We start from the raw sequence: 23,170 nt of genomic DNA, 5'->3' as shown, positions 1-23,170 counted from the left end.
AACCTCCCCCGGTTCTTCGTGCGGCGTCCTGCCGCGAGCGCAAATAGGGGGTGCTCCACGACATGACGGTGACCTTGATTGCGATCGGCTGCGGGCTGATCGCCGTACTTTACGGACTATTGACCAGCCGCCAGGTGCTTGCCGCACCGGCCGGCAACCAGCGCATGATCGATATTGCCGGGGCCATTCAGGAAGGCGCCCGCGCTTACCTTGCCCGCCAATATACCACCATCGCCATCGTCGGCGTGGTCGTGGCCGTGCTGGTCGGCCTGTTCCTGGGCCTGACCGCCGCGATCGGATTTGTGGTCGGCGCCGTCCTGTCCGGCGCGGCCGGCTTCATCGGCATGAACATCTCGGTGAAGGCCAACGTCCGCACGGCCGAAGCGGCGCGCACCTCGCTGCAGGGCGGTCTCACCGTGGCCTTCCGCTCCGGGGCCATCACCGGGATGCTGGTCGCCGGCCTGGCACTGCTTGCCATCGCCGGCTTCTTTTACGTGCTGGTCGGAGTCCAGGGTAATGCGCCCAACGACCGGATCGTAATTGATGCCCTGGTGGCGCTTGCGTTCGGCGCGTCGCTCATCTCGATCTTTGCGCGTCTGGGCGGCGGCATCTTCACCAAGGCCGCCGACGTCGGCGCCGACCTGGTCGGCAAGGTCGAGGCCGGAATTCCGGAAGACGATCCCCGCAACCCGGCGGTGATCGCCGATAACGTCGGCGACAACGTCGGTGACTGCGCCGGCATGGCAGCCGACCTGTTCGAAACCTATGTCGTCACGGTCGGTGCGACCATGGTCCTCACCGCGCTGCTGATCGGCACTGGCGCCGACAATATCATGGCGCTGATGAGCCTGCCGCTGATCGTCGGCGGCGTCTGCATCCTGACGTCCATCATCGGCACCTATTTCGTGCGGCTCGGCAAGGGCCAGTCGATCATGGGCGCACTTTACAAGGGCTTCTGGACGACGGCCCTGCTGTCGATCCCTGCCCTTTTCATCGTCACCACCTTCACCCTGGGTGACCTCAATCAGGTGATCGGCGGCGCGGAAGCGGCAGGTACCGATCTCGACCTCGGGTCGGCCGTTGCCGAGCAGACCGGCGGCTTCACCGGCTGGGATCTCTACTTTTGCATGCTGATCGGCCTGGCCGTCACCGGCCTGCTGGTGTGGATCACCGAATATTACACCGGCACCAACTACCGCCCGGTCCGCTCCATCGCCAAGGCGTCGGAGACCGGCCACGGCACCAACGTCATCCAGGGCCTGGCGATCAGCCTGGAATCGACTGCCATGCCGACGATCGTGATCTGCGTCGCGATCATCGCTTCCTACCTGCTCGCCGGCCTGATCGGCATCGCCTTCGCCGCGACGGCAATGCTCGCGCTGGCCGGCATGGTCGTGGCTCTCGACGCCTATGGCCCGGTCACCGACAATGCCGGCGGCATCGCCGAGATGGCCAACATGGAGGATGAGGTCCGCCACCGCACCGACGCGCTCGACGCGGTCGGCAACACCACCAAGGCGGTGACCAAGGGCTATGCCATCGGCTCAGCCGCGCTGGCCAGCCTCGTCCTGTTCGGCGCCTACACCACCGACCTGCAGGAGTTCGCGGGTGCGCTCGGCATCAGCGAGGCCGGCGTCGATTTCTCGCTCAGCAACCCGTATGTAGTGGTCGGCCTGCTCCTCGGGGCGCTCCTGCCTTACCTGTTCGGCGCAATGGGCATGACCGCCGTCGGCCGCGCGGCCGGCGATGTCGTTATCGACGTCCGCGACCAGTTCGCCAACAACAAGGGCATCATGGACGGTACCAGCCGCCCCAACTACGCCCGCACCGTCGACCTCGTCACCCGCGCAGCGATCAAGGAAATGATCGTGCCCTCGCTCCTGCCGGTGCTGGCCCCGATCGTCGTTTACTTCGTGATCGCTGCCGTGGCCGGGCGTGAACAGGGCTTCGCGGCCCTGGGCGCACTGCTCCTCGGCGTAATCGTCTCGGGCCTGTTCGTCGCGATCTCGATGACCTCGGGCGGCGGCGCCTGGGACAACGCCAAGAAGTACATCGAAGACGGCAACTATGGCGGCAAGGGTTCCGAAGCCCACAAGGCGGCGGTGACCGGCGATACCGTCGGCGATCCCTACAAGGACACCGCCGGCCCGGCCGTCAACCCGATGATCAAGATCACCAACATCGTGGCTCTGCTGCTCCTTGCAGCATTGGCTGGTCACGGCGCGGTGTAAGCGGCCCGCGCCAAGCAAGCGAAACGCCCCGCCCGGTCCTGCCGCGGCGGGGCTTTTCTTTGTTATGTCATTGATTAAGCTACGCGTGCCGAAGACTGGGGGACGTCATGTTGCGTGCGCGGGTTTCAATGCTTTTCGTATCGGCCGCGATTGCGGCGGCAGCGGGATCGGCGTCGGGCTGGGCGCAGACCGCGACCCGGCCGACGGTCGCCCAGGCACAGCCGTATCCCTTGTCCGTCTTTGCGCAGTTCCCGGCCCTCGATCGGCCCCGAATCAATACGGACGGAACGGCCATCGCGGCGAAAGTGCGCCAGGGGGACGAACAGGTTCTCGCGCTGATTCCGCTCGATCGTCCGAACGCCCGGCCCGTACTCATCGCGCGGGACGGCGAATTCAACGCCCGCGATGAGATGCGCGCAGCCAATTGGCTCTGGATCGACCCGGACAATCTTTTGATCACGGTGGTGGCGCGAACCGATCTCGATGGCCAGAATGTCGATTCAAGCCGATTGATCGCTTGGAACCGGAAGACCGGAAAGCGCACGCTTCTCGGCTGGGAAGGCACCTTCGTTCAAGGCAGCGATCTGCTGTGGCACTCTCGGGAGGGAAGGCCCCGAATCCTGCTAGGGCGCCTGGCCGCTGGACGGGGCTTCGAGCGTCTGGGAAATCAGGAGGTGGTGGAGGTCGACGTCACCAGTGGCAGGCACGAGGTCGTGCTTAAGCCGGCAAGAGGCGTCGCTAACTGGTATGCCGACGGCGCGGGCAACATCAGGCTCGGGCTGAGTTCGGACGCCGACACCGGCAAGATCACCGCCTTGTATCGCTCGAGCGGAAGCGGGCCTTTCAGGACCATCATCCGCCAGAAGCAGGAACGCTACTCCACGGTTCCGATCCCCCTCATCTTCCTGCCGAATGAGAAGGCGATGGTCCTTAGCCGGCATGAGGGGTTCAGCGCCGTTTACGAACTCGATCTCGCTACGATGGAGTATGGGCGCAAGGTCTTTGGAGTACCCGGTTACGATGTCGATGATGTCGACGCCAACGAAGCCCGCAACGCCCTTGAACGGGTGTCGGTAATCAAGGACCGCATGGAGCATCATTGGTTCGATGGCCGTCTGAAGGATATTCAGATGGTGCTCGACGAGACGTTCGGTGCCGGCAAGGCTTACATCGCATCCACGGATCGGCCGCGGCAGAATATCGTCGTTCGGGTCGGAGGACCGGACCAGGCCGGCGCTTTCTACCTCTTCAACACGGAAACCGGGTCGACCCGGCAGATCGCCTGGATCAACAACACGCTGAAAGACGCACGGCTCAACCCTGTGCGAACGGTTCGCTACAGGGCGCGCGACGGCAAGGAGATTTCGGCCGTGCTGACGCTGCCAAGGCTGAAGCCGGCAAAGGCGCTGCCGCTGATCGTGCTGCCGCACGGCGGGCCGTGGGCGCGCGACGATGAAAGCTGGGACATGTGGGCGCAGCCCTTGGCCGAACTGGGCTATGCCGTGATCCAGCCCAACTATCGCGGCTCCAGCGGTTACGGCAAAGCGTGGGAAGCGATGTCCGACGGCAATTGGGGCAACGCCATGTCGGACGATCTCGATGACAGCATCACTTACCTGGCTTCCCAGGGAATCGCCGATGCCAAGCGAGTCTGCATCTTCGGCTGGTCCTATGGGGGCTATGCGGCGGCCCGTGCCGCGCAGCGCAACCCTGACCTTTACCGCTGTGCTATCGCTGGCGCGGGCGTTTACGACCTTCCCAAGATGACGGCCTACGACCGCAACTATCTGGGGAACTACGGGTCAAAGTATATCGGCTCGGCCGCCAGCAAGCTCAGCGACGTATCGCCGGCGCGGCTCGCCGCGACGAAATGGGCCCCAATCCTGATCGTTCACGGCGCCAAGGACCAGCGGGTACCGGTCGCGCAGGCTCGGTTCCTGGTCGAACGTCTCAAGGCCGCTGGCAAGGTCGAGGGCCGCGACTTCGTCTACATCGAGCAGCCGCGCAACACCCATAACCTCCCGTTCGAGGCAGATCGGCTTCAACTGCTGGGGGAAGCGCGAAAGTTCCTTGCGAAGCACAATCCCGCTTGAGGCGAAGCGGACAGGAGGCCTACTGGGTCGGTCTCCCTTTGCCTTTAAGCTGGCACGCGTCTAAGAGGCGCGCGTTTTCGCACGTACAATTGAAAAGGTTTGCATGGCCAAGGAAGAACTTCTCGAGATGCGCGGGCGCGTAGTGGAGCTGCTGCCCAATGCCATGTTCCGCGTCGAGCTCGAGAACGGCCATGAGATCCTCGGCCACACGGCCGGCAAGATGCGCAAGAACCGCATCCGCGTCCTGACGGGTGACGAGGTGCTGGTCGAACTGACCCCGTACGACCTCACCAAGGGGCGGATCACCTACCGCTTCATGCCCGGCCGCGGAGGCCCTCCCGGCTACAACGGCTAAGCCGTTCCCGTGCGGCTGATCCTCGCCTCGGCAAGTCCGCGGCGGCTTGACCTGCTTGCCCGCATCGGCGTCGTGCCCGACGAGGTCCTGCCGGCCGACATCGACGAGAGCGTGCCGGCCGGTGAGCTGCCCCGCGTTCACGCGCATCGCCTGGCCGGGGAAAAGGCCTTGGCGGTCGCCGCGAGCCACCCGGACGCGCTGGTCCTTGCCGCCGACACGGTGGTTGCCGTCGGGCGCCGAATCCTGCCCAAGGTCGAGGACGAGCCGACCCTGCGCCGCTGCATGGCCCTTCTGTCAGGCCGCCGTCATCGGGTGCTGACCGGCGTCGCGCTTGCCGCGCCGGGGCAGAAGCTGCGCAGCCGAGTGGTGGAAACGACCATCGCCATGAAGCGGCTTTCGACCGAGGAAGTCGATTTCTACGCTGGCCATGGCGAGTGGCGCGGAAAGGCGGGCGGATATGCGCTGCAAGGCTATGGCGAGGTTTATGTCCGCCACATCGCCGGCAGCTATTCCAATGTCGTCGGCCTGCCGCTCGCCGAGACTCGCCAGTTGCTGAAGAGCGCGGGCTTTCCCCTTGCCTGAGTGGGTGATCGAGCGCGGCATCGGGGAGACCCGCGCCGCCTTGATCGACCAGGACCGGATCATCGAGGCGCGGATCGTCCCCGACGGCACGCTGGCGGCTGGCAGCATCGTCGAGGCGCGGCTGAAGAATGTCGGCATCAACGGCCGAAACGCCATTGCCGCCGCTCCCGACGGGACCGAGCTGCTCCTCCCGGGACGCCCCCCCGGTGTCGCGGAGGGATCAAGCCTGATGGTGGAGATCACCCGCGAAGCGATTCCCGGCATCGAGCCCTGGAAGCGTCCTCTCGCCCGTCCCAGCGACAGCCGGGTGCCAGCGCTCGCCGGCGCGCCAGGCCGACCGGCGCGGGCGGGAGAGCTGGACGCAGCGGGCTGGCCCGACCTGATGGAGGAGGCCGCGACCGGTCTGGTCGGCTTTCCCGGCGGCACGCTGACGATTCACCTCACGCCGGCAATGACCCTGATCGACGTGGACGGGACGCTGGAACCCCACGCGCTCGCGACGGCCGGCGCCGCTGCTGCGGGAACGGCGATCCGCCGGCTGGGGATCGGCGGCTCGATCGGCATCGACTTGCCCACCACTCCCGGTAAAGCGGCACGCGCCGCCGCCGCCGCTGCACTGGATCGAGCCCTGGCCGATACAGCCTTCGAGCGGACGGCGGTGAACGGCTTCGGCTTCCTGCAGCTGATCCGCCCGCGCCGCCACGCGTCTTTGCCGGAGATCATGGCCGGCGACCCTGCCGCTGCGGAGGCCCGTGCCCTTTTACGCCGCGCGAGTGCTCATATCGGCTCGGCGCGCCTGGCCGCCGCGCCGGCCGTAGTCGCCGTGCTGAAGCAGCGTCCCGCCTGGCTCGACGCCCTGGCGAGGCAGGTCGGCGGCAACGTCACCTTGCGCGAAGACCCGTCCCTTGCCATTTCCGCGGGCCATGCCGAACCCGTCTAAGCCCCGGAAAGGCTGCCCGTTATGCGGCAAGCCCAGCGCACCCGACTTCACCCCCTTCTGCAGTGCGGGTTGCAAGGATCGCGACCTGCTGCAGTGGCTTGGTGACGGTTATCGCATTCCCGGCCCGCCTGCCGATCCCGGGCTGGACAGCCTTGGAGACGACGGTTAGGGGAGCGCTTCCCGCCGCGGCCTGCCGGTCGCCTGTGCGTGGGCCCAGGTAGCTCAGTTGGTAGAGCATGCGACTGAAAATCGCAGTGTCGGCGGTTCGATCCCGTCCCTGGGCACCATTCTAAACAAGTTCGCAGAGACTAGGCACCTGGGAACGGGAGTTTCCGGCCGAACTTGCGTCCAAATTCACGTCTCTGAACCTGGCGATCTCATGAAGACTGCGCCTCTTGCCGCCGACTATCTCCGATGCTGTCGAGGGGAGCACCGGGCAATCAGAGGAAATATGGCCGTTTCAGACAAAAATGCGGTGTTCTGAGCGGAAACGCGGTGTGAGGCTGGAGACGCGGAAACTCGGCTCGAAAGACCCTTAATAGAAAGCGAACCGGCAGCGCCAAGTCTTAGATCGGGCGTTCTGTCATCGAGTTCTTGCGTCTGGAAAGACCCACTTGCCGGCGTTCAGACGTGCTTTGCTCAATGCTCGTAAGCCGCCGTTTGTTCTTGTGCGCCCTAGGTCCATGGGGCGGTTCCTGCCGGTTGGCTGCCGTGAGCCGAACAGCTGAAGCAGACGCTTCTTCGCAGCGGAGCGACGCAGGCCTGATCCAGGCGCCGCATGGGGAGCGCGAACCTCTTCAAGGCAATGGCGCCGGGCGGCTCAACGCTAGACGCCACGAGTACCACTGCACTTCAGGCAACCGGCTTCCACCGCGATGGCTGTATCGAGCGACTTGCCGTTCAGGAACGACAGGTTGGCCGACATGGCCCGTTTAGGGCAGCCAGCGAACAACAGCTCGCGCAGCAGCGCGGACGCGAGCAGCAGGCCCGCCCCCATTGAGACGAAGCTGGCGGAGAACGCGCCGCCATGATCCAGCGCTGCGGCTCGGAACCGACTCTCTCCGGCGCTGCCGCACTGCGGAGCATCTAGATGGTCGAGAACCTCCCCCAGATGTTCCGGTGCGACCTTGCCGGCGAGGAACAGCGCGCGCTCCTTGCGGTCAAGACTTCGAACCTGCTGTTCTAAGATGCGCACTCGCTCCCCATCGCGGGCTGGCGGGTTGTGGCAGGCCAGGCAGGCTGTCCCGGCCCGCACGTCGTAAGTCATGGCCTTCGCCGAGAGCCCCTCGGTGCTGCCGCCGAACACCAGCCGCGGCGCTAGCCCTTGGATGTCATGGCGCGAGTTCCCCTTGTCGACGCAGCTGACGACGATATCGTAGCGGCCCTGTTCCTCAGCCTCCCGCAAATCTCGGCCGAGACGCGGATGAACGTCTCCGACATAGGATGCTAGGCTCTGCGGAAAGGCATGCACGGTCCAGCGGGTACCGGCCGTGAAACGCGTTACGGCCTCTACCTTGGGTCGGCACCCTACAGCATCCTGCTCGCCGGCCAGAAAGCAGCGGTTCAGGTTGGTCTGGTCGTGCCGGTCGTCGTCAATCACGACTACGGCACCCGTGAGGCCAGTCTGAGCCAGACAATAGACCAGAGCCTGCCCTACCGCTCCCGCCCCTACGAGGTAGAAGGGAGGCAGAGACTGCCCGCTGAGGCGCGGACCGTCCTCCAATTCATCCCAGCCGGCGGCCCACCCCCCACTCCACAGCGAATATCCGAGTCCGTCGAGCAGGCGGCCGCGCCGCGAGATGCCCCTCCCGCGCTTGAAGACCTCTCCGGCCAAAAGCGCGGCAGCCATGAGCGGGCCTAGGGGGTTCGGATCGTCCGAGGTGAGGAAGGAAGGTGCTTTTTCGCTGGCGCCAACCCAGGCACGCCAGCCTGCCGCCATGCCGACGAGCACCGGGCAGGTCGCCAGATGCGTCTGCGGAGCGCCAAGGTGGATCTCCAGATCGACGGCGCTAAAGCCGTCACCCCGCTCAACTCCGACTTCGCCACTCACGGCCCAGCGCGCCAGCGCGATGGCGGCCGCGATCAGCGTACTCACTCCTGCGTCCGGGACCCTGGTGCGGAGAGGCACCTCGTCGGCGACGATCTCAATCGAGTCCACGAGGTCGGTCAGGCGACAAAGGTTGTTGATCAGGCCGATCAGCATAACCTGCCCAGCGACCGCGCGCGCGCTCTCATGGTCGATGCGGATGCGCAGCCGGAGCCTGCCGCTTGAGGACGGCGCCAGCAGGCCCTCGACAGGCCGGAGATGCCGATCGGAAATGCGCATCACGGACGAAGGTCTCGCACGAGCACGGCGGCCTCCTTCGTCGCGACCACCCGCCGCGCAGCAACGGCCGGTGCCAGTAGGTGCCAGTAGCCGTCCTGCCATTCGTGCACGCCTACCTGCTGCGGCCAAGGCGCGGACCACACGGCGTAGTTCGGGAAGACGAGAGACAGCGAGCGCGTGCTGCTCGCCATCCAATCGTCGAAGGGCGAGTGCTCCACATAGGGGCCCGGGTGGCTGTGGATCTGGGCGAGCGGCTTTAGTCCCACAGCGGCGACGAGATCGACCATCTGACTCATCGCAGCTGAGGGCACACGGTAGGTGCGCGGCAACATCACCTGCTGCGGCGCGATCACCGCCGCGACCGTGCCGCCGCCGGTTGCATCCCGTGTGCCATACCAGAAGGCCCCAGCCTCACGCCGGCCGCCCGCGCGGAGCAGTTCGATGGTTGCGACGATCACGTTGACGGGCACGCGCAGGACCGCCGCCGACGGCATGTACGGCCTGGAAGCCGGCTGGCGACGGCCGTCATCCTCATCCAGCATGGGGTGTCCTCCCGGAGTAGTTTTCCTGAAATGCGCGGCCGATCGCGTTCAGCGTGACCAGGAACGTGTCAGTCTCCCGCCACAGGAACCGCTCGTCACCGCCGTGCAGCACGTCATAATACTCGTAGGTCGCGGAGCAGCAGACCAGTTGGAGGTGCCGCCCATCCGATGACCGGTAGCTGGGGTGAACATTGCAGTAGCCGGCGGTTAGCTGCGGCAGATGATGCTGATCCTCGCCCAGCACGTAGTTCCGGGTCTGGGGATTGACGAACTGTGCCGATGGCGGCCAGCCGCGCCCAGTCCGGAAGTGCAGTCGGAGCAGATATTGCTCCAGGTTCTCACCCAAGATGCCGACCATCGGCACGAACAGCGTGTTGGCACCGGAACTCGACCATCCCAGCTGATCAATTCCGCTTGCACCCAGCCCGGTGAGCACGCGCGGCAGCGTCTCCGCCAGCGCGCGGGCTCCCGCGGCAAGGTCCAGGCCAGGGCGCTCTTGGAAGTTCGCCACGTCAGGCGCCGCCGGTCTCGGCCACGATTTCGAAGTGCAGCGTCTTGGTCAGACCGCTGGCAAGGGCCTGCTCGAGCGTTAGCTGTAGATGCGGCATGAGGTCGGCACTCTTCTTCTTGGGCCCGCCGCCCTCGACCGCCTGCAACGTGTCGCGCTCCTGCTTCGGGATGGTCAGCTTGGCGTAGGCGAGATCCCACATCGCCTGCAGCGTGCCGTGCATGGCGAAGCCGAAGTCCACGTCTTCGACCTCGCCCACGTGCAGCACATGCACGACCTTCTCCTTCTGGTCCTTGCCTTCCTTCGCCATGAGTCGCCTCCAATATAGTTCCACGTCGTGTGACGCTCTTTTATATGGCTGACCGACTGCCGACTCGCAAGGTCTAAGTTCCACTAGATGGAACTATTACGCTTGCCACAGCGAGAAAGCTATGCGAGGGTGAGATGAAGCTGATGGGGACAGGGAAGCTACACGCGCTCGCGGCAGATGGGGTTGGCGTGGTCGCCAGCGCTGCGTTATCGCTGCGTGCGGAACTCGCATTGGCGGACTGGGAGGACCCTTCGGACGCGTCCGAAGCCTTTCCGACCGCGCGGGTTGAGCAACATCGGCTCACCATCTCGCTGCCGGCGGACCACTGCGTCGTCGTCGCGATCAACTACGCCGCGTCGGTCGCGCTCATCGAGTTCGCGGGACACAAAGATTCCCACCGGCCCTCACGTACCGGCAAGACAAGGAAGCAGCCGTGACCCTTAAGCCAATTCGCTCGGAAGAAGACCATGAGCGTGCGGTGACCGAGGCTGCCGCGCTCATGGCGCGAAGCGACCAGAAATCAATTGACCGCCTCGAGGTCCTGCAGGCGCTTGTTGAGCAATGGGAGCGCAGGCGGTTCATCTTCTCGGCGGCGACCCCGAGCGAAGCGATAAAGTTTCGAATGGAGCAGGGCGGCCTCAAGCCACGGGACCTCATACCCTATCTTGGCTCTAAGTCCCGCGTCTCAGAGGTCCTGGCCGGTGAGCGCCAACCAACAGTCGACCAGATCAGGGCCCTGAGCAAGCACCTGGGCATACCCGTGGAGTCGCTGATCGGGAGTGCCAAGCATGAGGCAGCGCGCAGGCCGTCAAAGGCCTCGACCTCCGCTATAGAGAAGCTCCGCACGCTGGGAGTGATGAAACCTCTTGAGCAGATCGATGCCTTCCTGGACCGCGTTCAACGCGGAGCGCCTGCGCTAGCGATGCTCCGTAAGAGCAGGACGGATCGCACAAACGCGAAAACGGATCTCGGGGCTCTCGAGGCGTGGTGCGCCGCGGTTCTCCTCAAAGCCGAGGAGAGGACGCTCCCATCGGGCAAGCGCGAAAAGAAGGACCTCAAGTTCGCCCGTCGCATCGCGCAGCTCAGCGCCCGCGCGGACGGGCCGGCCCGAGTGGCGGACGAACTCGCCAAGGCAGGGATAATCCTCGTCTTATTAGACCACCTCCCCGGGACCTTCTTGGACGGTGCGGCGATATGCCGCGGCGACGGGGCACCCGTGATAGCTTTGACGCTTCGCCACGACCGCCTGGACAACTTCTGGTTCACGCTCCTTCACGAACTCGCCCACGTAATACTGCATCTCGGCGACGGTACCTCGATCATCGTCGACGACCTCGACGTGAACAGCTCGATGGGCATCGAGGCCGAGGCGGACGAGTTTGCGCGCGACGCACTCATACCGGCCAAAATCTGGGCCAAGTGCGACACTCCGGACCTCTCTACGGAGGACTTGCTCGAAAGTGCGGAAGAAGCAGGAGTGCATCCCGCTATCGTGGCAGGCAGGTGGCGATGGCAGCATGGAGATTACCGGCGCTTTTCGCGGCTACTTGGCAGGGGAGAGGTGCGAGAGATTCTCGGCTGATTTTGCCATTCGCCTCGACGCAGCCGAACGTCAGAGAAGTGCTAAGCAGCTCGGTGCTTCGCGCCGGCAGACGTCTGCTATCCACCGCTAAGGCCGGAAAGCAGCCGTTCTGCTTTCCACCAGTCGAAGACAGCCACGAGTTCCCGGCTGAATGTTCTAACCTAATTGTAAGGGGAATGCCCTCTGAGGGATTGACCTGCCGATTTCCGACATTTGTTCAACCGGCGGCCGCATCACCGCGCGCGACCCTGACGTGAGTGCGAGGTCGCCTCAGCTTGAAACTCACTCGCGAGGCGCTCGCGCAGACCACGAACGAGTAGAAGGGGTGAGGCGATCGCCGAGTCTCTCCATCACACCTCAATTCGACCCAAAATTCTGCAGCCGCTAGGCAGAAATCTCCGCAAGACGGGCTAGGAATGCTGCTTTCGCGGTTACCGGATCGAGGCTGCTAACGACAATGTCGGCGGGTACGATGTTGTTGTTTTCAGCCCAGTCTGCGCAGCCGGTCGACATAATTTGCAACTGCTCCGCGGCGAGCACCTGGAGATCGATGGGCTTGATCGCGACCTTGTAGTCCGGCTTGAAGCCGAACCGGGTCGCAATCGCTTCTTCGACACGGGCTTCGATGGCCTTAAAGTCTGGGAGCATCTGCTTAAGCGGACGGGTAATGTCCCCGATGAATGCCTCGGCGGCGTCGTGCAGCAGCCCCTCGAGTGCATATTCTTGCGGCACCAACCGGCTTACAATGATCGAGTGCTCCGCAACGCTGTAGAACGAGCGGCACTGTCCGGCATAGCGGCAGGTCTGCGACAACCCATGTGCGATATCATCTATCGTAAAGTCGCTTGCCCAGGGGTCAAGGAAGTCGAAGGTGGCGCCGCTGGAAAGCATTATTGTCGGGCCCTTTTCGACCCTCACGCCAACGATGTGCCGCAACATGTTCATGATGCGCTCCCCCCTCACAGCACGTTTATTGATTGCTGCGGGAGAATTCGAGCTAATTTTTGGATCATGACGGTGAGCCTCTTTGGATCAACGCTCGACTTGTAATTTCGATTCATTGCGACAATCCTTTTCCGGCTCGGGCCACCTCAATTTTGTCGGTGAATCATGGATTTTTTGATTGTCCTGTCTGGCCCAGTGGCCGTCGGGAAAACGTCGTTCGTTGAGGCGCTGGCTGGCCTTGGAGGCGCGCGCCGGATCTCCACGAGTGCCTACCTTATTGCGCAAGGAGCCGAGAACGAACGGGAGGCGCTGCAGAAAGCTGGTGCGGCGCTCGACAAGGCGGACGGGGGCAAGTGGGTTGTGAAGGCGCTGAACTCGCAATTGGAGGAAGGCGACACGCTGATTGTCCTCGACGCGGCCCGCATTCCGGGTCAGGTCGACGCTCTTCGTGCGGCATTCGGGGACAAGATGGCACACATCCATCTTCACGCGAACGACGACATTCTCTCCCGCCGCTATCTTTCCCGGAGTTCCGACCGGCGGGAGTTCTCGACCTACGGCCAGGTCAAAGCGCATCCGACCGAGGCTGCCGTGCCGGAGCTCGAGAATCACGCCGATCTAGTTCTCGATACGGACTACATCGACCCGGACAATCTTGCCGCCACCGCTCTCGCCCTGATTGGCCGGCCGGTTCCGAAGGGCGAGGGTATCGTCGACGTTATCGTCGGTGGCCAATACGGTAGCGAGGGCAAAGGCAATATCTGCGCGCACATCGCCAAGGACTACAACGCCCTCATGCGGATCGGCGGTCCGAACGCGGGCCATATGGTGTTCGATCCCTACTACAAGTTCGTTCAGCTTCCGTCAGGCACGGGCAATAACGACGAAGCGCTGATCCTTATTGGTGCCGGATCGACGCTCAACCTTGCCCAGGTCCTGATGGAGGTCCGGGACAAGAAGTTGACCAAGGAGCGCCTGACGATCGACGGCCAAGCGATGGTTATCGACGATCAGGACATGCGTGACGAGGATAGCCTTGAGGGGATTGGCTCGACCCGTCAGGGGGTCGGGGTCGCGTCGGCACGCAAGATTCTCAATCGCTCTCAGCAGATCTACGGACCCAAGGTCAGGCTGGCCCGCGACGTAGACCAGCTGAAGGAATTCGTTGGCGACGTCCGCGCCGTCCTCGACTGTCTCTTTCGTGAGGGGAAGAAGGTGCTCCTGGAAGGGACGCAGGGCACGCTGCTAAGTATTCACCACGGCTTCTATCCGCACGTGACGTCCCGCGAGACGTCGGTGGCGGGCTGCCTTGCCGATGCCGGCATCGCGCCTGGCCGCGTCCGCAAGGTTATCATGGTCGTCCGCACTTATCCGATTCGGGTCGGCCACGGCAAAAAGGATGAGCATGGGAAGGTCGGCCACAGCGGCTGGATGGGCCGGGAAATCGAGTTTGAGGTCGTCGCCGAGCGATCGGGCCTTCCGCTCGACCAGATCCTGAATACCGAGAAGGGATCGGTGTCGAAGAAGCCGCGGCGCGTTGCCGAGTTCGACTGGGGCCAGATCGCGCGGGCGGCTGCTTTGAACGGGGCGACCGAGATTGCGGTAACTTTTGCCGATTACCTCGGCGCCGAGAACGCCGAGGCAGCGACGATGGACGAGCTGAATGAGGCCGCGAAGGCGTTCATCAGCCAGCTCGAGGCGGTCACTGGCGCCAAGGTCACGCTTGTGTCGAAGGCGTTCTCCATCGACGGCGTGCTTGAGGACGTCAAGTGAGAGAAGAAACGCTAATCGCGCAATACCCCCGCCTTTTTCACATGGCGCACGATGGCGCCTGGCCAGCACTCGAGGCGCACGGCCTTATGAGCGTAGAGGCGCTGGTTGATCAATACGGTGTCGAGGAGCCGCTCCGCACCCAGCTTTTGGCGAGGCATCGCCCCGAGAGCGTGCCCATTGAAGCCGATGGTCTTCCTGGCGCCGTAGTGCGCGACCAGAAGCCAATGTCGAATAGCGCTTTGGAAAAATGCCTCCCGGCGGGCATCACGCCCGAACAGTGGTACGAGCACCTCAATTCGTATTCGTTTTTTTGGCTGCACCCTAATCGGGTCTGGCGGCTGGTGAATGGGGACGCGTACCGAGGCAGCCATCAAACCGTCCTGACGATCGACACGAAGAGCTTGATCGAGAAGTACCGCCACACAATTCGGCTAAGCCCGATCAATAGCGGCAGTACGATATTCAAACCCCAGCCACGGTCGTTTGATACCTTCATGACGATCCAAGACTTCCCGTTCGAGGCAAGAAAAAAAGGCCGTCCGCTCGAAAACGTCGTGTCGGAACTGGTGGTGAAGCATTCCGTACCCGATCTAAAGGACCATGTGCTGGCCGTACATCGGGTGAAATCCGGAAAGCCGATCCAGAGGATTTGGGCGTCGCCTAAAGCGAGTGCCGGCGATCACCCCTAAGCGGCTGCGACGCTTACCCGTGCCGGCGCACCTTTTCGCCGGACAAGGTCAGCAAAGTGGCTAGTCGCGCCAACCTCGCCACGCAATATCACGCCGTCGCCCTCTGGCAGTGCATCAAGAAAATCGCGCAGTGCTTGAAGGCCGCGGTTCACGTCGAAGTCAGCCCAAGCTTCCGGTTCGCCGGGCACAAGAACATCGCCGAGAGTTTCGGTCGCGCCGATATGGCACTGGACGAGCCACGCTCGGGCACCGTCGTGAACCCACTCCAGGCGCACCGTGCCAAACAGGCGTGAGATGCGGGAGTGAAGGGTTCTTACGTCTTCTAGAACATCGGCAGGAAGGTTTTCGGGCCTAGCGGTACCCAGCATGAAGGCGTCACCCTCGCCTTTGAGACCCTCTACAACGAGCTTACCGGTCTGATCGACGATCGCCGCTCCGCTGAAGCGTGCGTTGATAGCGTCTTGGCAGAGGACTGAAGCAAGAATCGTTCCTCCGGGATCCTCGTTGGCCAAGAGCTTGAATGGATCGAGCCACCCTTTGTGCGTCGTGTATAGCCCCGGCTGCGGTTCGAACGGCGACGTTCGGATCCAGCGCTCCGCCGAGCCAGTAGGCTGCCCAAAGCTGAATGGCGCAATTCTTCGTGGAATGACGACAGTCCTTGGAACCGGGGCGCTCATCTGATCTGCGATCAGGAGACCAAACGCCTTATCACCGATCATTCTGCTGAAGCGATTGGGCCAACGGACGGCTGGCGTCGCCGGTTGCGGCACGTCCTTTTCGTGCTCCCAGATCAATGTGTGGGTGGTTCGCCAGCCGCGAGGCCTGGGATGTATCGAGAACTCTGTCCGCTCTCCTTCAGCGCACTGTAGGTCAGGGCGGAACCCGTAAACCTTCGTCAGCAGTTCGATTCCGGTGTTAAACGGCATCGAGGCGACGCCGGGCTTTTCAACGCATCTTGGGGTGTCATCGGGTGAGAACTCGATAATCGTTCCTTGAACGACGCCGGAGACTCCGCCGTCATTGATGTCCACGGTCTCATTCGCGATCGTCGAGAGACCCTCCGCAGTGAGACGTTCCAGATGGCTGATAGCGGTGTTGAGATCGTCGAGTCCGTAAATGAATTCCCTGCTGCGCGGGTCACCGGGCATATAGCTGCGGATATTGATCTGTCCCTCGGGACTACACGCCAGCAGGTCCTTCAGAGCTTCACGATAGCTGAGGTAAATTTGATTAGGATCTCGATTCGCGATCCGAGCGAAGCTCTGCACAGGGCCGGACGTTCCAGGCCGAAACGAGATGAACTGGGCGACGTTTCCGCGGAGCGCCAAGCGATTGAGAATCTCGTCTTTGAAATGCTGCATCGTTCTCCTTTTCCATTCTTCGTCTCAATCGCAAGCCGCGCAGGCAGATATGGGCGCTAGGTCGGCGCATTTTCCTGCATGAACGATCGTCGGCTATTCGCCGGCGGTTACCCGAAGGCAGCCGGTCCGCTTTCCGCCATCAGCAGACATAAAGGCGCCGCTGAACGGACGTCTGCTTAGGGCGGAAGGCGCGTCATCGGCACAGGCAGACGCTGCAACATCGTTTGCTGCGCCGACCACGAAATCGGCATGTTTCGAATGCGCGCCAGCGTCTGGCGAGTAAGTCTTGGCGTTTGGCGCCCGTGGAGGATGTTAGAGACGATCCCTGGAGACAGAAAACCCAATTTGACCAGGACGGTGAAGTAGTCGGGGTGCATGCCATGGGCTTGAGCAACTTCGGTCAAGGGGCGGCCGCCTGAGCCTTCGAAAGCCCTTCGCGCTTCCCACGCCCGAACTATCAACTTGATCAGTCCTGGGTCTTGTTGCGCCATGGCTGGAGGGCCGGGGATGGTGAGCCTGACCTCCCTCGTGCGCCTAAAAAGCTCACACAGTACTACCAAGCGACGCTTAGCCGGAGAACCACTCACGCCCGTTAACCCCAGGCCGCTTTGAATAAACTCTATGCTGATTGATTGCCTGCCGACCGCTACACTCGAGACCAGCTTACACAACGTCCTTCGCGCTTCTGCTCGGTCATTGCCTGCCAGGATCGCCGCTACACGCTCCGCGTTGCGAAAGACGTTCTCCGTCTGAGAGGCTGCTAAAGCGTGATCAAGCAGCTCTAAGATGGCGGCCTTATCGAGCAGTAGTTGCTGAAGGCGATCGATCACGATCCGCTCAAGATCTCCTGCCGGCACTCGGATCGCCATCGTGTCGTCAGACGAACGATCCTGCCGAGACACGTAGTAGTGATAACGCTTGTTGTGCTTGACACTGAAGTTCGGTGTCATCTTCCGGCCCTGATCATCCCAGACGAGCCCAATAAGCAACGGATCTTCGCCGTTCACGGTCGCTTTGGCAGGGCAAGGCGCGTTCGAATTGAGGCGTTCCTGGACCCGATCGAACAAGTGCTGCGGAAGGATGCCATCGTGCCTTCCATCGTAGGTCTCACCGCCGTGCGCTACGCGGCCGATGTATAGGCAGTTTCGCAGCAATACGTACAACGCCCCGCGGGTGAATGGCTTGCCGCCGGTCACGTTGCCGGCCCGGCTGGTGCGCAGTTTAGAAATCATGCCCCGGCGGCGTAGCTCGGTCTCGAGCAAGAGCACCGAACCGAGTTCCAGGTACCGCTCAAAGATCTCTCGAACCGAGGCTGCTTCAGGCTCATTCACGATCAGGCTGCGATCGCTGACGTCGTACCCTAAGGGACAAACGCCTCCCATCCACATGCCTTTCTTCTTCGATGCAGCGATTTTGTCGCGAACACGCTCCGCCCCCACCTCTCGTTCGAACTGCGCGAATGACAGCAGCACGTTGAGCGTGAGGCGACCCATGCTGGTGGTCGTGTTGAAGGACTGTGTGACCGAGACGAAGCTAGCTCCTGCCACATCAAGAACATCTACGATTCTGGCGAAGTCTGACAGTGCACGTGTCAGTCGGTCGATCTTGTAGATAACGATCACGTCGACTTTGCGCGCCGCAACGTCCGCAAGCAGTCGCTTTAGGGCCGGGCGCTCCAGGCTGCCGCCCGAGAAACCACCGTCATCGTATCTCTCAGAAGAGCATTCCCATCCTTCGTGACGCTGACTGGCGACATAAGCCTCGCAAGCCTCTCTCTGAGCGTCCAAGCTATTGAACGCTTGATCGAGACCCTCATCAGTCGATTTGCGCGTGTACACCGCGCATCGGACAATCTTCGGATCTTCACACATTGACCGAGCTCGGCGCAGGCTTACTCACTGGCTGCCGAAGGCCGAAGAACCTCGGGCCTGACCAGCGCGTGCCTGTAATCTCCCGGGCGATCTCGCTTAGCGACGCAAAGCGCTGGTTACGAAAGAGGAAGCCCTCGTCTAGCGCGGTAACACGATGAGTTTCTCCTCCCCACTCTCGCAGAAGCGTGGTCCCCGATTTGACGACGGCATGCCGCTCGAGATCGAGCGAGCCTGACTTTCGAAGCTGCGCCGACAATTTCTGCAGCTTGCTTGTCAAAGCTGGAGGGAAGCGGCCAAACTCCTTTTCCTGGAGCTTCCACACGATCGTACGCACGAGTAGGTCGCGGGCCAAGCCCTTAGGCATCTGCTTGTCGGGATGAGCTCGGTGCCATGCCTCGCGAAGGACCGGCAGGGGAAGCTTGGTAAGGCGGTCAATTTCCGCCGCGATCGTGATCTCGCCCATCGTGATGTCAGCTCCAGAATGTGAGGGAGTTTGCCTCCCCCACGAGCTGAAGCCGGTCGTCACCGGCGTGCGGGCGTCTTCGGGGGAAGCCTCAGTGAGCGTGTTGCTCGGTGTTGGACGCTTTGCGAGCGAATTCTGCAGCCTCACGGCTGAGGTGACGGGGCGATCTTTAAGCGTCGCCAATCTTACTTGCTCAACGCCACGAATTGGGCTCGAATTGATGAGGCATTCAGGGGAAACAAATTGGCGAGCGACGCAGAGCGTATTCGTAATCTTGCTTTGTCCGACTTCATCGAGCCGGCGCGTAGGAGGGGGGAAGCCTCAGTCACCATCACCGCGCGCGATGTCCACGATCGCCTTGGCTTAAGCGCTGCTCACGCCAATGTTTGCCAGGCCCTCGCCGGGCGCCGGCTGATGCAACTGGCCAGAGTCCCCGCCCCGAAAATGGCGGGGCCGATGGCAAGCAGCACAACGACCTTTACCTACGATCTAACGGTGGACGGCCCGACCCTTGCGATCGACCCGGGCCCCTACTGGCTCGTCGGTTCCTCATTCGGACGTAAGGACGACCAAACGGAGCGATTTCTCTCCGAAGGCATCTGGGAGGTCGATGGTCCGTCAGACTCTGATCAGTCGCATGTTCGGTCAATGAAGCCAGGAGAGAGGATCGCAATTAAGTCCACCTTCGTTCAGAGGCACGGCGTCCCCTTTGACAATCGTGGCCTAGGCGTGTCGGCGATGCGGATTAAGGCGCGGGGCGTCATCACCGCAAACCCCGGTACGGGTGCCCGGGTGGAGGTTGCCTGGGAGGCGGACCCACAACCGAGAGATTGGTACTTCTTCACCAATCGGCAGACGATTTGGCGGGTGGAGCCGGACACGAACTTCTCGGTCGCTTTGATCCAATTCGCGTTCGAAGATGTTCCGCAGAAGCTCGAGCTGTTCTTGGCGGACGACTATTGGTCCAAGATGTACGGGCAGGGTGAGGGCGTCCGCGGGCCCCGGTTTTGGATTGAGAAGACCTTAGTATCCGGCCGCCCCGATCGCCTCGAAGGTGAGCATGCCTTGGGCAAGGCGTTGTGGTCGCCCCAGAAATCCAAAGACGATCGCGACATCTACTCCGCGATGACGAAGGTGCGTGAAGGTGACGTCGTGTTCCACTTAACCGACAACCGGGCGATTACAGATGTGTCTGTCGTTGCCGGGCCGCTTGATGAGTCGTTCACAGGTGTGGAGGGCACTGAATGGGCCAATCAACCGGGCTATCGGATTCCTTTGCAGGAGCATGTCAGGCTTGAGCCGGCCCTACCGCGAGAGGAGTTCCTCGCGGCGGAGCCCTTTTCCTCGCAGCTCAAGGAGCTCGTCGAAGGGGGAGCAAAGGGAGTCTTCTTCAACAAGCGGCTTGAGCTCAACCAAGGCGCGTACCTGACCGAAGCGACGCCTACTCTCCTCGCGATTTTGAACGGTGCCTATCAGAGATACTCTGGCAAAGACCTGCCGTACGCTCCGAGCCTGGACGTGGGTCAGGCGACAACACCGATTGAGGCCTACTCGCTCGATGATGCGCTCAAGACGCTCTTTCTCGAGCGGGGCGTCGCTGAGGACATCCTTCTTCTGTGGAAAGCGAAGAAGAACGTAATTCTTCAAGGTCCACCAGGCGTTGGGAAATCGTACGCCGCACAGCGGCTGGCCTATGCCCTAATGGGCCTTCGAGATCGCGATCGATTACGGTTTGTCCAATTCCACCAGTCTTACTCGTACGAAGATTTCGTCGAAGGCTTTCGGCCGACCGAGACCGGCTTCGCGCTAAAATCTGGCAAGTTCGTCGAGTTCTGCCGCGAGGCAGAAGGAGATCCTGACCGCACCTATGTTTTCATCATCGATGAGATCAATCGCGGAAATCTCAGCAAGATCATGGGCGAGCTGATGGTTCTGATCGAACCAGACAAGCGCGATGCTGAGTGGGCCATGCCACTCGCATCCGGGCGAGCGCCGTTCTTCGTTCCTGACAATGTATATCTGCTGGGATTGATGAACACCGCGGACCGCTCGTTAGCGGTAGTGGACTATGCTCTGCGTCGTCGGTTTGCGTTTGTTGATCTCCAATCGAATCTCGCGTCGCCTAAATTTCGAGCACAGCTCATCGGGGCGGGTGTCTCCGACGCTCTAGTCACGAAGCTGATCGAGCGGATTAATCTTCTCAATGCTGAGATTGTGAGTGACGTCGCGAACTTGGGCCCGGGGTTTGCAATCGGTCATAGCTTCTTCTGCGCTGGCCCCGCCCCTGATGAGACTGAGACCGACTGGTACTCTCGAGTGATCCGCACCGAGATCGCGCCGTTGCTCCGGGAGTATTGGTTCGACGCTCCCACCAAAGCTGAGCAGTGGACCGAGCAACTTCTCGCGGCACACTGAGCCAGTCCGTCGTGATCCCGATCGAGAACATCTACTACCTGTTCTGTTACGCTTGGAATAGGTTTGAGGAGGCTCAGGCGATCCCGCTTGGCGCCTCCCCAAGCCCCGACCTGCCGAACCTACTAGGACGAGCGCTGCTTCATGGAACCAGGAGTTTGCTGCGCCGAGGTCTCGATCGCAACTACCAGGACCGGACAGAGGACCTTGCCACTGTGCGCGGCCGCATCGAGCTTGGCGACACGATGCAACTGCAAGCGAGAAGCATCCGTCGGCTGGTTTGTGAGTTCGACGAGCTCAGTCATGACTTGCTGCACAATCAGATCATCAAGGCGTCCTTGCGCCGCTTAGCGCGCGCGAAATCCATCGATAAAAGCCTTGCGAGGGAGCTCGTGCGAACGGCTGCGCGCATGCCAGATGTGACCGACATTTGGCTCGACCGCTCGGCCTTTGCTCGGGTCCAGCTTCACCGCAACAATGCCTATTACGACTTGCTCCTCAAAGTCGCTGAGCTCGCATTTGACTGCTTGCTCCCCGAAGCGGGCGGCGATGGCTTCGCTTTTCACGACATCCTGCGGCACGAAGTCAAAATGGCCCGGGTGTTCGAGGATTTCGTGCGCAATTTTTACCGCACTGAGCAGAGCTCGCTCCAAGTGCTGCCCCTTACGATTGCATGGGACGCAGTACCGCTATCAAGAACAGGGATCGGGCGTCTGCCTGCAATGATCGCAGACATCTATCTGAAGGGTGCCGAGCGGCGCCTGATCATCGACACCAAATACTATGCGAATGCCCTCCAGCGCAGCTTGCACGGCACCGAAAGCTTTCAGTCGGGCAACCTCTACCAGCTCTTCGCATACTTGAAGAATGTGGCCGCAGACCCGCTCTTTGCGAGCTGCGAGGGGATGCTGCTATATCCGATGAACGGCATTCGGCTCAAAGAAACGTTCCTTGTGCAGGGGCATCCCGTCACGCTTGCCACGATCGACCTGGCTCTCCCGTGGACCGAGATCGCCGAGAGCCTCCTATCGTTATTAAAACCGATGGAAGCTCAGGCTGCCTAGAGCTGTCCACCTCGGACCAGCAACGATGTCGCCGCTACATCAACAACGAGGCGAGATCGGCTCGCTGTACCGACAATGCGGGAAGTTAGAGCAGCCGAGGAAGCGACCGTGAGCACCTTCCCGCTCAATCAATGCTCCGTCGCACGTCGCGACCCCGCACCGGTTCAGAGTTAAGCGGGGCTGGTGTCGACCGCTCTGCTGCTGCCGTCTCTGCCTCCATTTGAATGCCCAAGGGGCCTCTGGGTTTTCAGTTGCCCAGAGACCTCGCCGGTGGCGTCGAGCATCCTCCTGAGCTGAGAAGTACTCTTCCTCGCGATCGAAAGAATATTGCTCAACAACCCAAGCCCACCCGTTCACAACCATCTCAAGTTCTATGTTTCGTGTGACCATTCGGGCGTTCCGCACCGTCCCTTGCCCGACCCTGCCGTTCACGAAGTAAGCCACATGCCCTTCGACCAATTCCTCGGTCACATAAGCCATGCAGAGCATGCGCTTATATTGATCCAGAGGAAGGTGGGGAGAAGACTCCTTAACGATGGGATCGACGCGCAGTTGTTTGCCTGCGATCAGATGGCACAACGCCTGCTGAGCATCCGGTCCGAAGGGCTGCCTCATTTCAGGAGCATCGATGAATGCGAAACGAAATGGGATGCGAGGCACCCATTTCTCATGCACTGGATGCCAGACATCAGCGGCAAAGCCATCGCCGTCGAACACCTTGGTCGGCCTGACCCACAAGAAATCGGTGTTTTCCGCCACCTCCGGTGTGTCCGGGGCGATGATGGGTTGCGGGTTGAGTGGCATTGTTCTTCAGCAGCGGTGATGATCGCAGCAGGGCTTACGGCAAGGGGTTTAAGATCAAGAAAGTGTCCGTAGATGGCCGTGAGGAGACCGTCGGCTTCGGAGCGGCGAACCACGAAACCGGACATTTCCGCCTCAGCCCTAAAGCAGCTAACTTTTCATCTTGAGCTCCGAGTTTCCGGCTGCCTCCGTAGACCGTAAGTTGTTGCAGCCTCACCGGAAACTTTTGTGGGCTCTTGCCGGGTGTGGGGTGAGATCGCTCAATATTTCCATCATCCCAATTGCCAACGGACTTTCACAGGAGGCATCGTTGGCCATCGAA

General features: G+C 61.9%; 22 protein-coding genes and 1 tRNA gene. 14 read left to right on the top strand and 9 right to left on the bottom strand.

Features of this window, described 5'->3' with window-relative positions; genetic code table 11:
* The first annotated feature begins 62 nt into the window (after positions 1–62).
* The 7 genes from AC4GYS_RS04630 to AC4GYS_RS04600 all read left to right on the top strand — a co-directional run bounded on the left by AC4GYS_RS04630 (position 63) and on the right by AC4GYS_RS04600 (position 6,488).
* Positions 63–2,231 (top strand): sodium-translocating pyrophosphatase, encoded by a 2,169-nt coding sequence (locus AC4GYS_RS04630; protein WP_491107922.1) that lies wholly within the window; start codon positions 63–65, stop codon positions 2,229–2,231.
* A gap of 128 nt (positions 2,232–2,359) precedes the next feature.
* A complete protein-coding gene (locus tag AC4GYS_RS04625) occupies positions 2,360–4,324 on the top strand; it encodes an alpha/beta hydrolase family protein (RefSeq protein ID WP_491107921.1) in 1,965 nt (654 codons plus the stop codon).
* Between the two features lie 103 nt (positions 4,325–4,427).
* Entirely contained in the window at positions 4,428–4,679 is a 252-nt protein-coding gene (infA, locus tag AC4GYS_RS04620) for a translation initiation factor IF-1 (RefSeq protein WP_029941555.1), read from the top strand.
* Between the two features lie 9 nt (positions 4,680–4,688).
* The gene (locus AC4GYS_RS04615; protein WP_491107920.1) at positions 4,689–5,261 is read left to right on the top strand and encodes a Maf family protein; all 573 of its coding nucleotides are present in this window, start codon (positions 4,689–4,691) and stop codon (positions 5,259–5,261) included.
* Positions 5,254–6,201 (top strand): ribonuclease, encoded by a 948-nt coding sequence (locus AC4GYS_RS04610; protein ID WP_491107919.1) that lies wholly within the window; start codon positions 5,254–5,256, stop codon positions 6,199–6,201. The genes AC4GYS_RS04615 and AC4GYS_RS04610 overlap by 8 nt, the downstream gene beginning before the upstream one ends.
* A complete protein-coding gene (locus tag AC4GYS_RS04605; RefSeq protein ID WP_491107918.1) occupies positions 6,185–6,370 on the top strand; it encodes a DNA gyrase inhibitor YacG in 186 nt (61 codons plus the stop codon). Before AC4GYS_RS04610 ends, AC4GYS_RS04605 begins: the two co-directional genes overlap by 17 nt.
* Before the next feature lie 42 nt (positions 6,371–6,412).
* Positions 6,413–6,488, top strand: a tRNA-Phe gene (locus AC4GYS_RS04600).
* 539 nt (positions 6,489–7,027) lie between these two features.
* Here AC4GYS_RS04600 and AC4GYS_RS04595 read toward each other — a convergent pair.
* Genes AC4GYS_RS04595 through AC4GYS_RS04580 form a run of 4 tightly spaced genes read right to left on the bottom strand, consistent with a single transcriptional unit; the run spans position 7,028 to position 9,887 of the window.
* Positions 7,028–8,527: a ThiF family adenylyltransferase gene (locus tag AC4GYS_RS04595; RefSeq protein ID WP_491107917.1), complete on the bottom strand. Its 1,500-nt coding sequence runs from the start codon at positions 8,525–8,527 to the stop codon at positions 7,028–7,030.
* Entirely contained in the window at positions 8,527–9,069 is a 543-nt protein-coding gene (locus AC4GYS_RS04590) for a Mov34/MPN/PAD-1 family protein (RefSeq protein WP_491107916.1), read from the bottom strand. Before AC4GYS_RS04590 ends, AC4GYS_RS04595 begins: the two co-directional genes overlap by 1 nt.
* On the bottom strand, positions 9,059–9,580 hold the full coding sequence (locus AC4GYS_RS04585; RefSeq protein ID WP_491107915.1) for a hypothetical protein: 522 nt from the start codon (positions 9,578–9,580) through the stop codon (positions 9,059–9,061). The genes AC4GYS_RS04590 and AC4GYS_RS04585 overlap by 11 nt, the downstream gene beginning before the upstream one ends.
* 1 nt (position 9,581) lies before the next feature.
* Positions 9,582–9,887: a hypothetical protein gene (locus AC4GYS_RS04580; protein WP_491107914.1), complete on the bottom strand. Its 306-nt coding sequence runs from the start codon at positions 9,885–9,887 to the stop codon at positions 9,582–9,584.
* A gap of 134 nt (positions 9,888–10,021) precedes the next feature.
* On the opposite strand from AC4GYS_RS04580, the gene AC4GYS_RS04575 reads away from it, so the two are divergent.
* Positions 10,022–10,324, top strand: coding sequence for a hypothetical protein (locus AC4GYS_RS04575; RefSeq protein ID WP_491107913.1), 303 nt, complete (start codon positions 10,022–10,024; stop codon positions 10,322–10,324).
* Positions 10,321–11,469, top strand: a complete 1,149-nt coding sequence (locus AC4GYS_RS04570) for an ImmA/IrrE family metallo-endopeptidase (RefSeq protein ID WP_491107912.1) — start codon at positions 10,321–10,323, stop codon at positions 11,467–11,469. The genes AC4GYS_RS04575 and AC4GYS_RS04570 overlap by 4 nt, the downstream gene beginning before the upstream one ends.
* Before the next feature lie 384 nt (positions 11,470–11,853).
* Here the strand turns inward: AC4GYS_RS04570 and AC4GYS_RS04565 are convergent, their stop codons facing one another.
* On the bottom strand, positions 11,854–12,414 hold the full coding sequence (locus tag AC4GYS_RS04565) for a hypothetical protein (RefSeq protein WP_491107911.1): 561 nt from the start codon (positions 12,412–12,414) through the stop codon (positions 11,854–11,856).
* A gap of 165 nt (positions 12,415–12,579) precedes the next feature.
* On the opposite strand from AC4GYS_RS04565, the gene AC4GYS_RS04560 reads away from it, so the two are divergent.
* Both AC4GYS_RS04560 and AC4GYS_RS04555 read left to right on the top strand, forming a co-directional pair.
* The gene (locus tag AC4GYS_RS04560; RefSeq protein WP_491107910.1) at positions 12,580–14,187 is read left to right on the top strand and encodes an adenylosuccinate synthetase; all 1,608 of its coding nucleotides are present in this window, start codon (positions 12,580–12,582) and stop codon (positions 14,185–14,187) included.
* Complete coding sequence (locus tag AC4GYS_RS04555; RefSeq protein WP_491107909.1) at positions 14,184–14,876, top strand: DUF7002 family protein; 693 nt, start codon at positions 14,184–14,186, stop codon at positions 14,874–14,876. The genes AC4GYS_RS04560 and AC4GYS_RS04555 overlap by 4 nt, the downstream gene beginning before the upstream one ends.
* Here AC4GYS_RS04555 and AC4GYS_RS04550 read toward each other — a convergent pair.
* From AC4GYS_RS04550 to AC4GYS_RS04540, 3 genes are all read right to left on the bottom strand, one after another.
* Positions 14,873–16,237 carry a hypothetical protein gene (locus AC4GYS_RS04550; RefSeq protein ID WP_491107908.1) on the bottom strand — a complete coding sequence of 455 codons (1,365 nt, stop codon included), beginning with the start codon at positions 16,235–16,237 and terminating at the stop codon, positions 14,873–14,875. The two genes, AC4GYS_RS04555 and AC4GYS_RS04550, sit on opposite strands and share 4 nt — an antisense overlap.
* A gap of 176 nt (positions 16,238–16,413) precedes the next feature.
* Positions 16,414–18,075, bottom strand: a complete 1,662-nt coding sequence (locus tag AC4GYS_RS04545; protein ID WP_491107907.1) for a recombinase family protein — start codon at positions 18,073–18,075, stop codon at positions 16,414–16,416.
* 25 nt (positions 18,076–18,100) lie between these two features.
* The gene (locus AC4GYS_RS04540) at positions 18,101–18,571 is read right to left on the bottom strand and encodes a DUF2924 domain-containing protein (protein WP_491107906.1); all 471 of its coding nucleotides are present in this window, start codon (positions 18,569–18,571) and stop codon (positions 18,101–18,103) included.
* 243 nt (positions 18,572–18,814) lie between these two features.
* Here AC4GYS_RS04540 and AC4GYS_RS04535 point away from each other — a divergent pair, with 243 nt between their 5' ends.
* The gene (locus AC4GYS_RS04535; RefSeq protein ID WP_491107905.1) at positions 18,815–20,986 is read left to right on the top strand and encodes an AAA family ATPase; all 2,172 of its coding nucleotides are present in this window, start codon (positions 18,815–18,817) and stop codon (positions 20,984–20,986) included.
* An 11-nt stretch (positions 20,987–20,997) separates the two neighbouring features.
* A complete protein-coding gene (locus AC4GYS_RS04530; protein WP_491107904.1) occupies positions 20,998–22,047 on the top strand; it encodes a 5-methylcytosine restriction system specificity protein McrC in 1,050 nt (349 codons plus the stop codon).
* Between the two features lie 39 nt (positions 22,048–22,086).
* On the opposite strand, the gene AC4GYS_RS04525 is transcribed toward AC4GYS_RS04530, so the two are convergent.
* On the bottom strand, positions 22,087–22,806 hold the full coding sequence (locus AC4GYS_RS04525) for a thermonuclease family protein (protein WP_491107903.1): 720 nt from the start codon (positions 22,804–22,806) through the stop codon (positions 22,087–22,089).
* 38 nt (positions 22,807–22,844) lie between these two features.
* Between AC4GYS_RS04525 and AC4GYS_RS04520 the strand changes: the two genes are divergently transcribed.
* Positions 22,845–23,015, top strand: a complete 171-nt coding sequence (locus AC4GYS_RS04520; protein WP_491107902.1) for a hypothetical protein — start codon at positions 22,845–22,847, stop codon at positions 23,013–23,015.
* Positions 23,016–23,170: the final 155 nt, after the last annotated feature.

Source organism: Sphingomonas sp. SP1 (genome assembly GCF_058313395.1).
The sequence above is the reverse complement of the archived record's forward strand: the minus strand, read 5'-3'. Positions and strand labels throughout refer to the sequence as shown.

Bases quoted from the DNA above. Each gene is read 5' to 3' on its own strand.
- AC4GYS_RS04630 (WP_491107922.1), top strand. From the start codon at position 63: ATGACGGTGACCTTGATTGCGATCGGCTGCGGGCTGATCGCCGTACTT.
- AC4GYS_RS04625 (WP_491107921.1), top strand. From the start codon at position 2,360: ATGCTTTTCGTATCGGCCGCGATTGCGGCGGCAGCGGGATCGGCGTCG.
- infA (WP_029941555.1), top strand. From the start codon at position 4,428: ATGGCCAAGGAAGAACTTCTCGAGATGCGCGGGCGCGTAGTGGAGCTG.
- AC4GYS_RS04605 (WP_491107918.1), top strand. From the start codon at position 6,185: ATGCCGAACCCGTCTAAGCCCCGGAAAGGCTGCCCGTTATGCGGCAAG.
- AC4GYS_RS04595 (WP_491107917.1), bottom strand. From the start codon at position 8,527: ATGCGCATTTCCGATCGGCATCTCCGGCCTGTCGAGGGCCTGCTGGCG.
- AC4GYS_RS04590 (WP_491107916.1), bottom strand. From the start codon at position 9,069: ATGCTGGATGAGGATGACGGCCGTCGCCAGCCGGCTTCCAGGCCGTAC.
- AC4GYS_RS04580 (WP_491107914.1), bottom strand. From the start codon at position 9,887: ATGGCGAAGGAAGGCAAGGACCAGAAGGAGAAGGTCGTGCATGTGCTG.
- AC4GYS_RS04575 (WP_491107913.1), top strand. From the start codon at position 10,022: ATGAAGCTGATGGGGACAGGGAAGCTACACGCGCTCGCGGCAGATGGG.
- AC4GYS_RS04565 (WP_491107911.1), bottom strand. From the start codon at position 12,414: ATGAACATGTTGCGGCACATCGTTGGCGTGAGGGTCGAAAAGGGCCCG.
- AC4GYS_RS04560 (WP_491107910.1), top strand. From the start codon at position 12,580: ATGGATTTTTTGATTGTCCTGTCTGGCCCAGTGGCCGTCGGGAAAACG.
- AC4GYS_RS04550 (WP_491107908.1), bottom strand. From the start codon at position 16,237: ATGCAGCATTTCAAAGACGAGATTCTCAATCGCTTGGCGCTCCGCGGA.
- AC4GYS_RS04540 (WP_491107906.1), bottom strand. From the start codon at position 18,571: ATGGGCGAGATCACGATCGCGGCGGAAATTGACCGCCTTACCAAGCTT.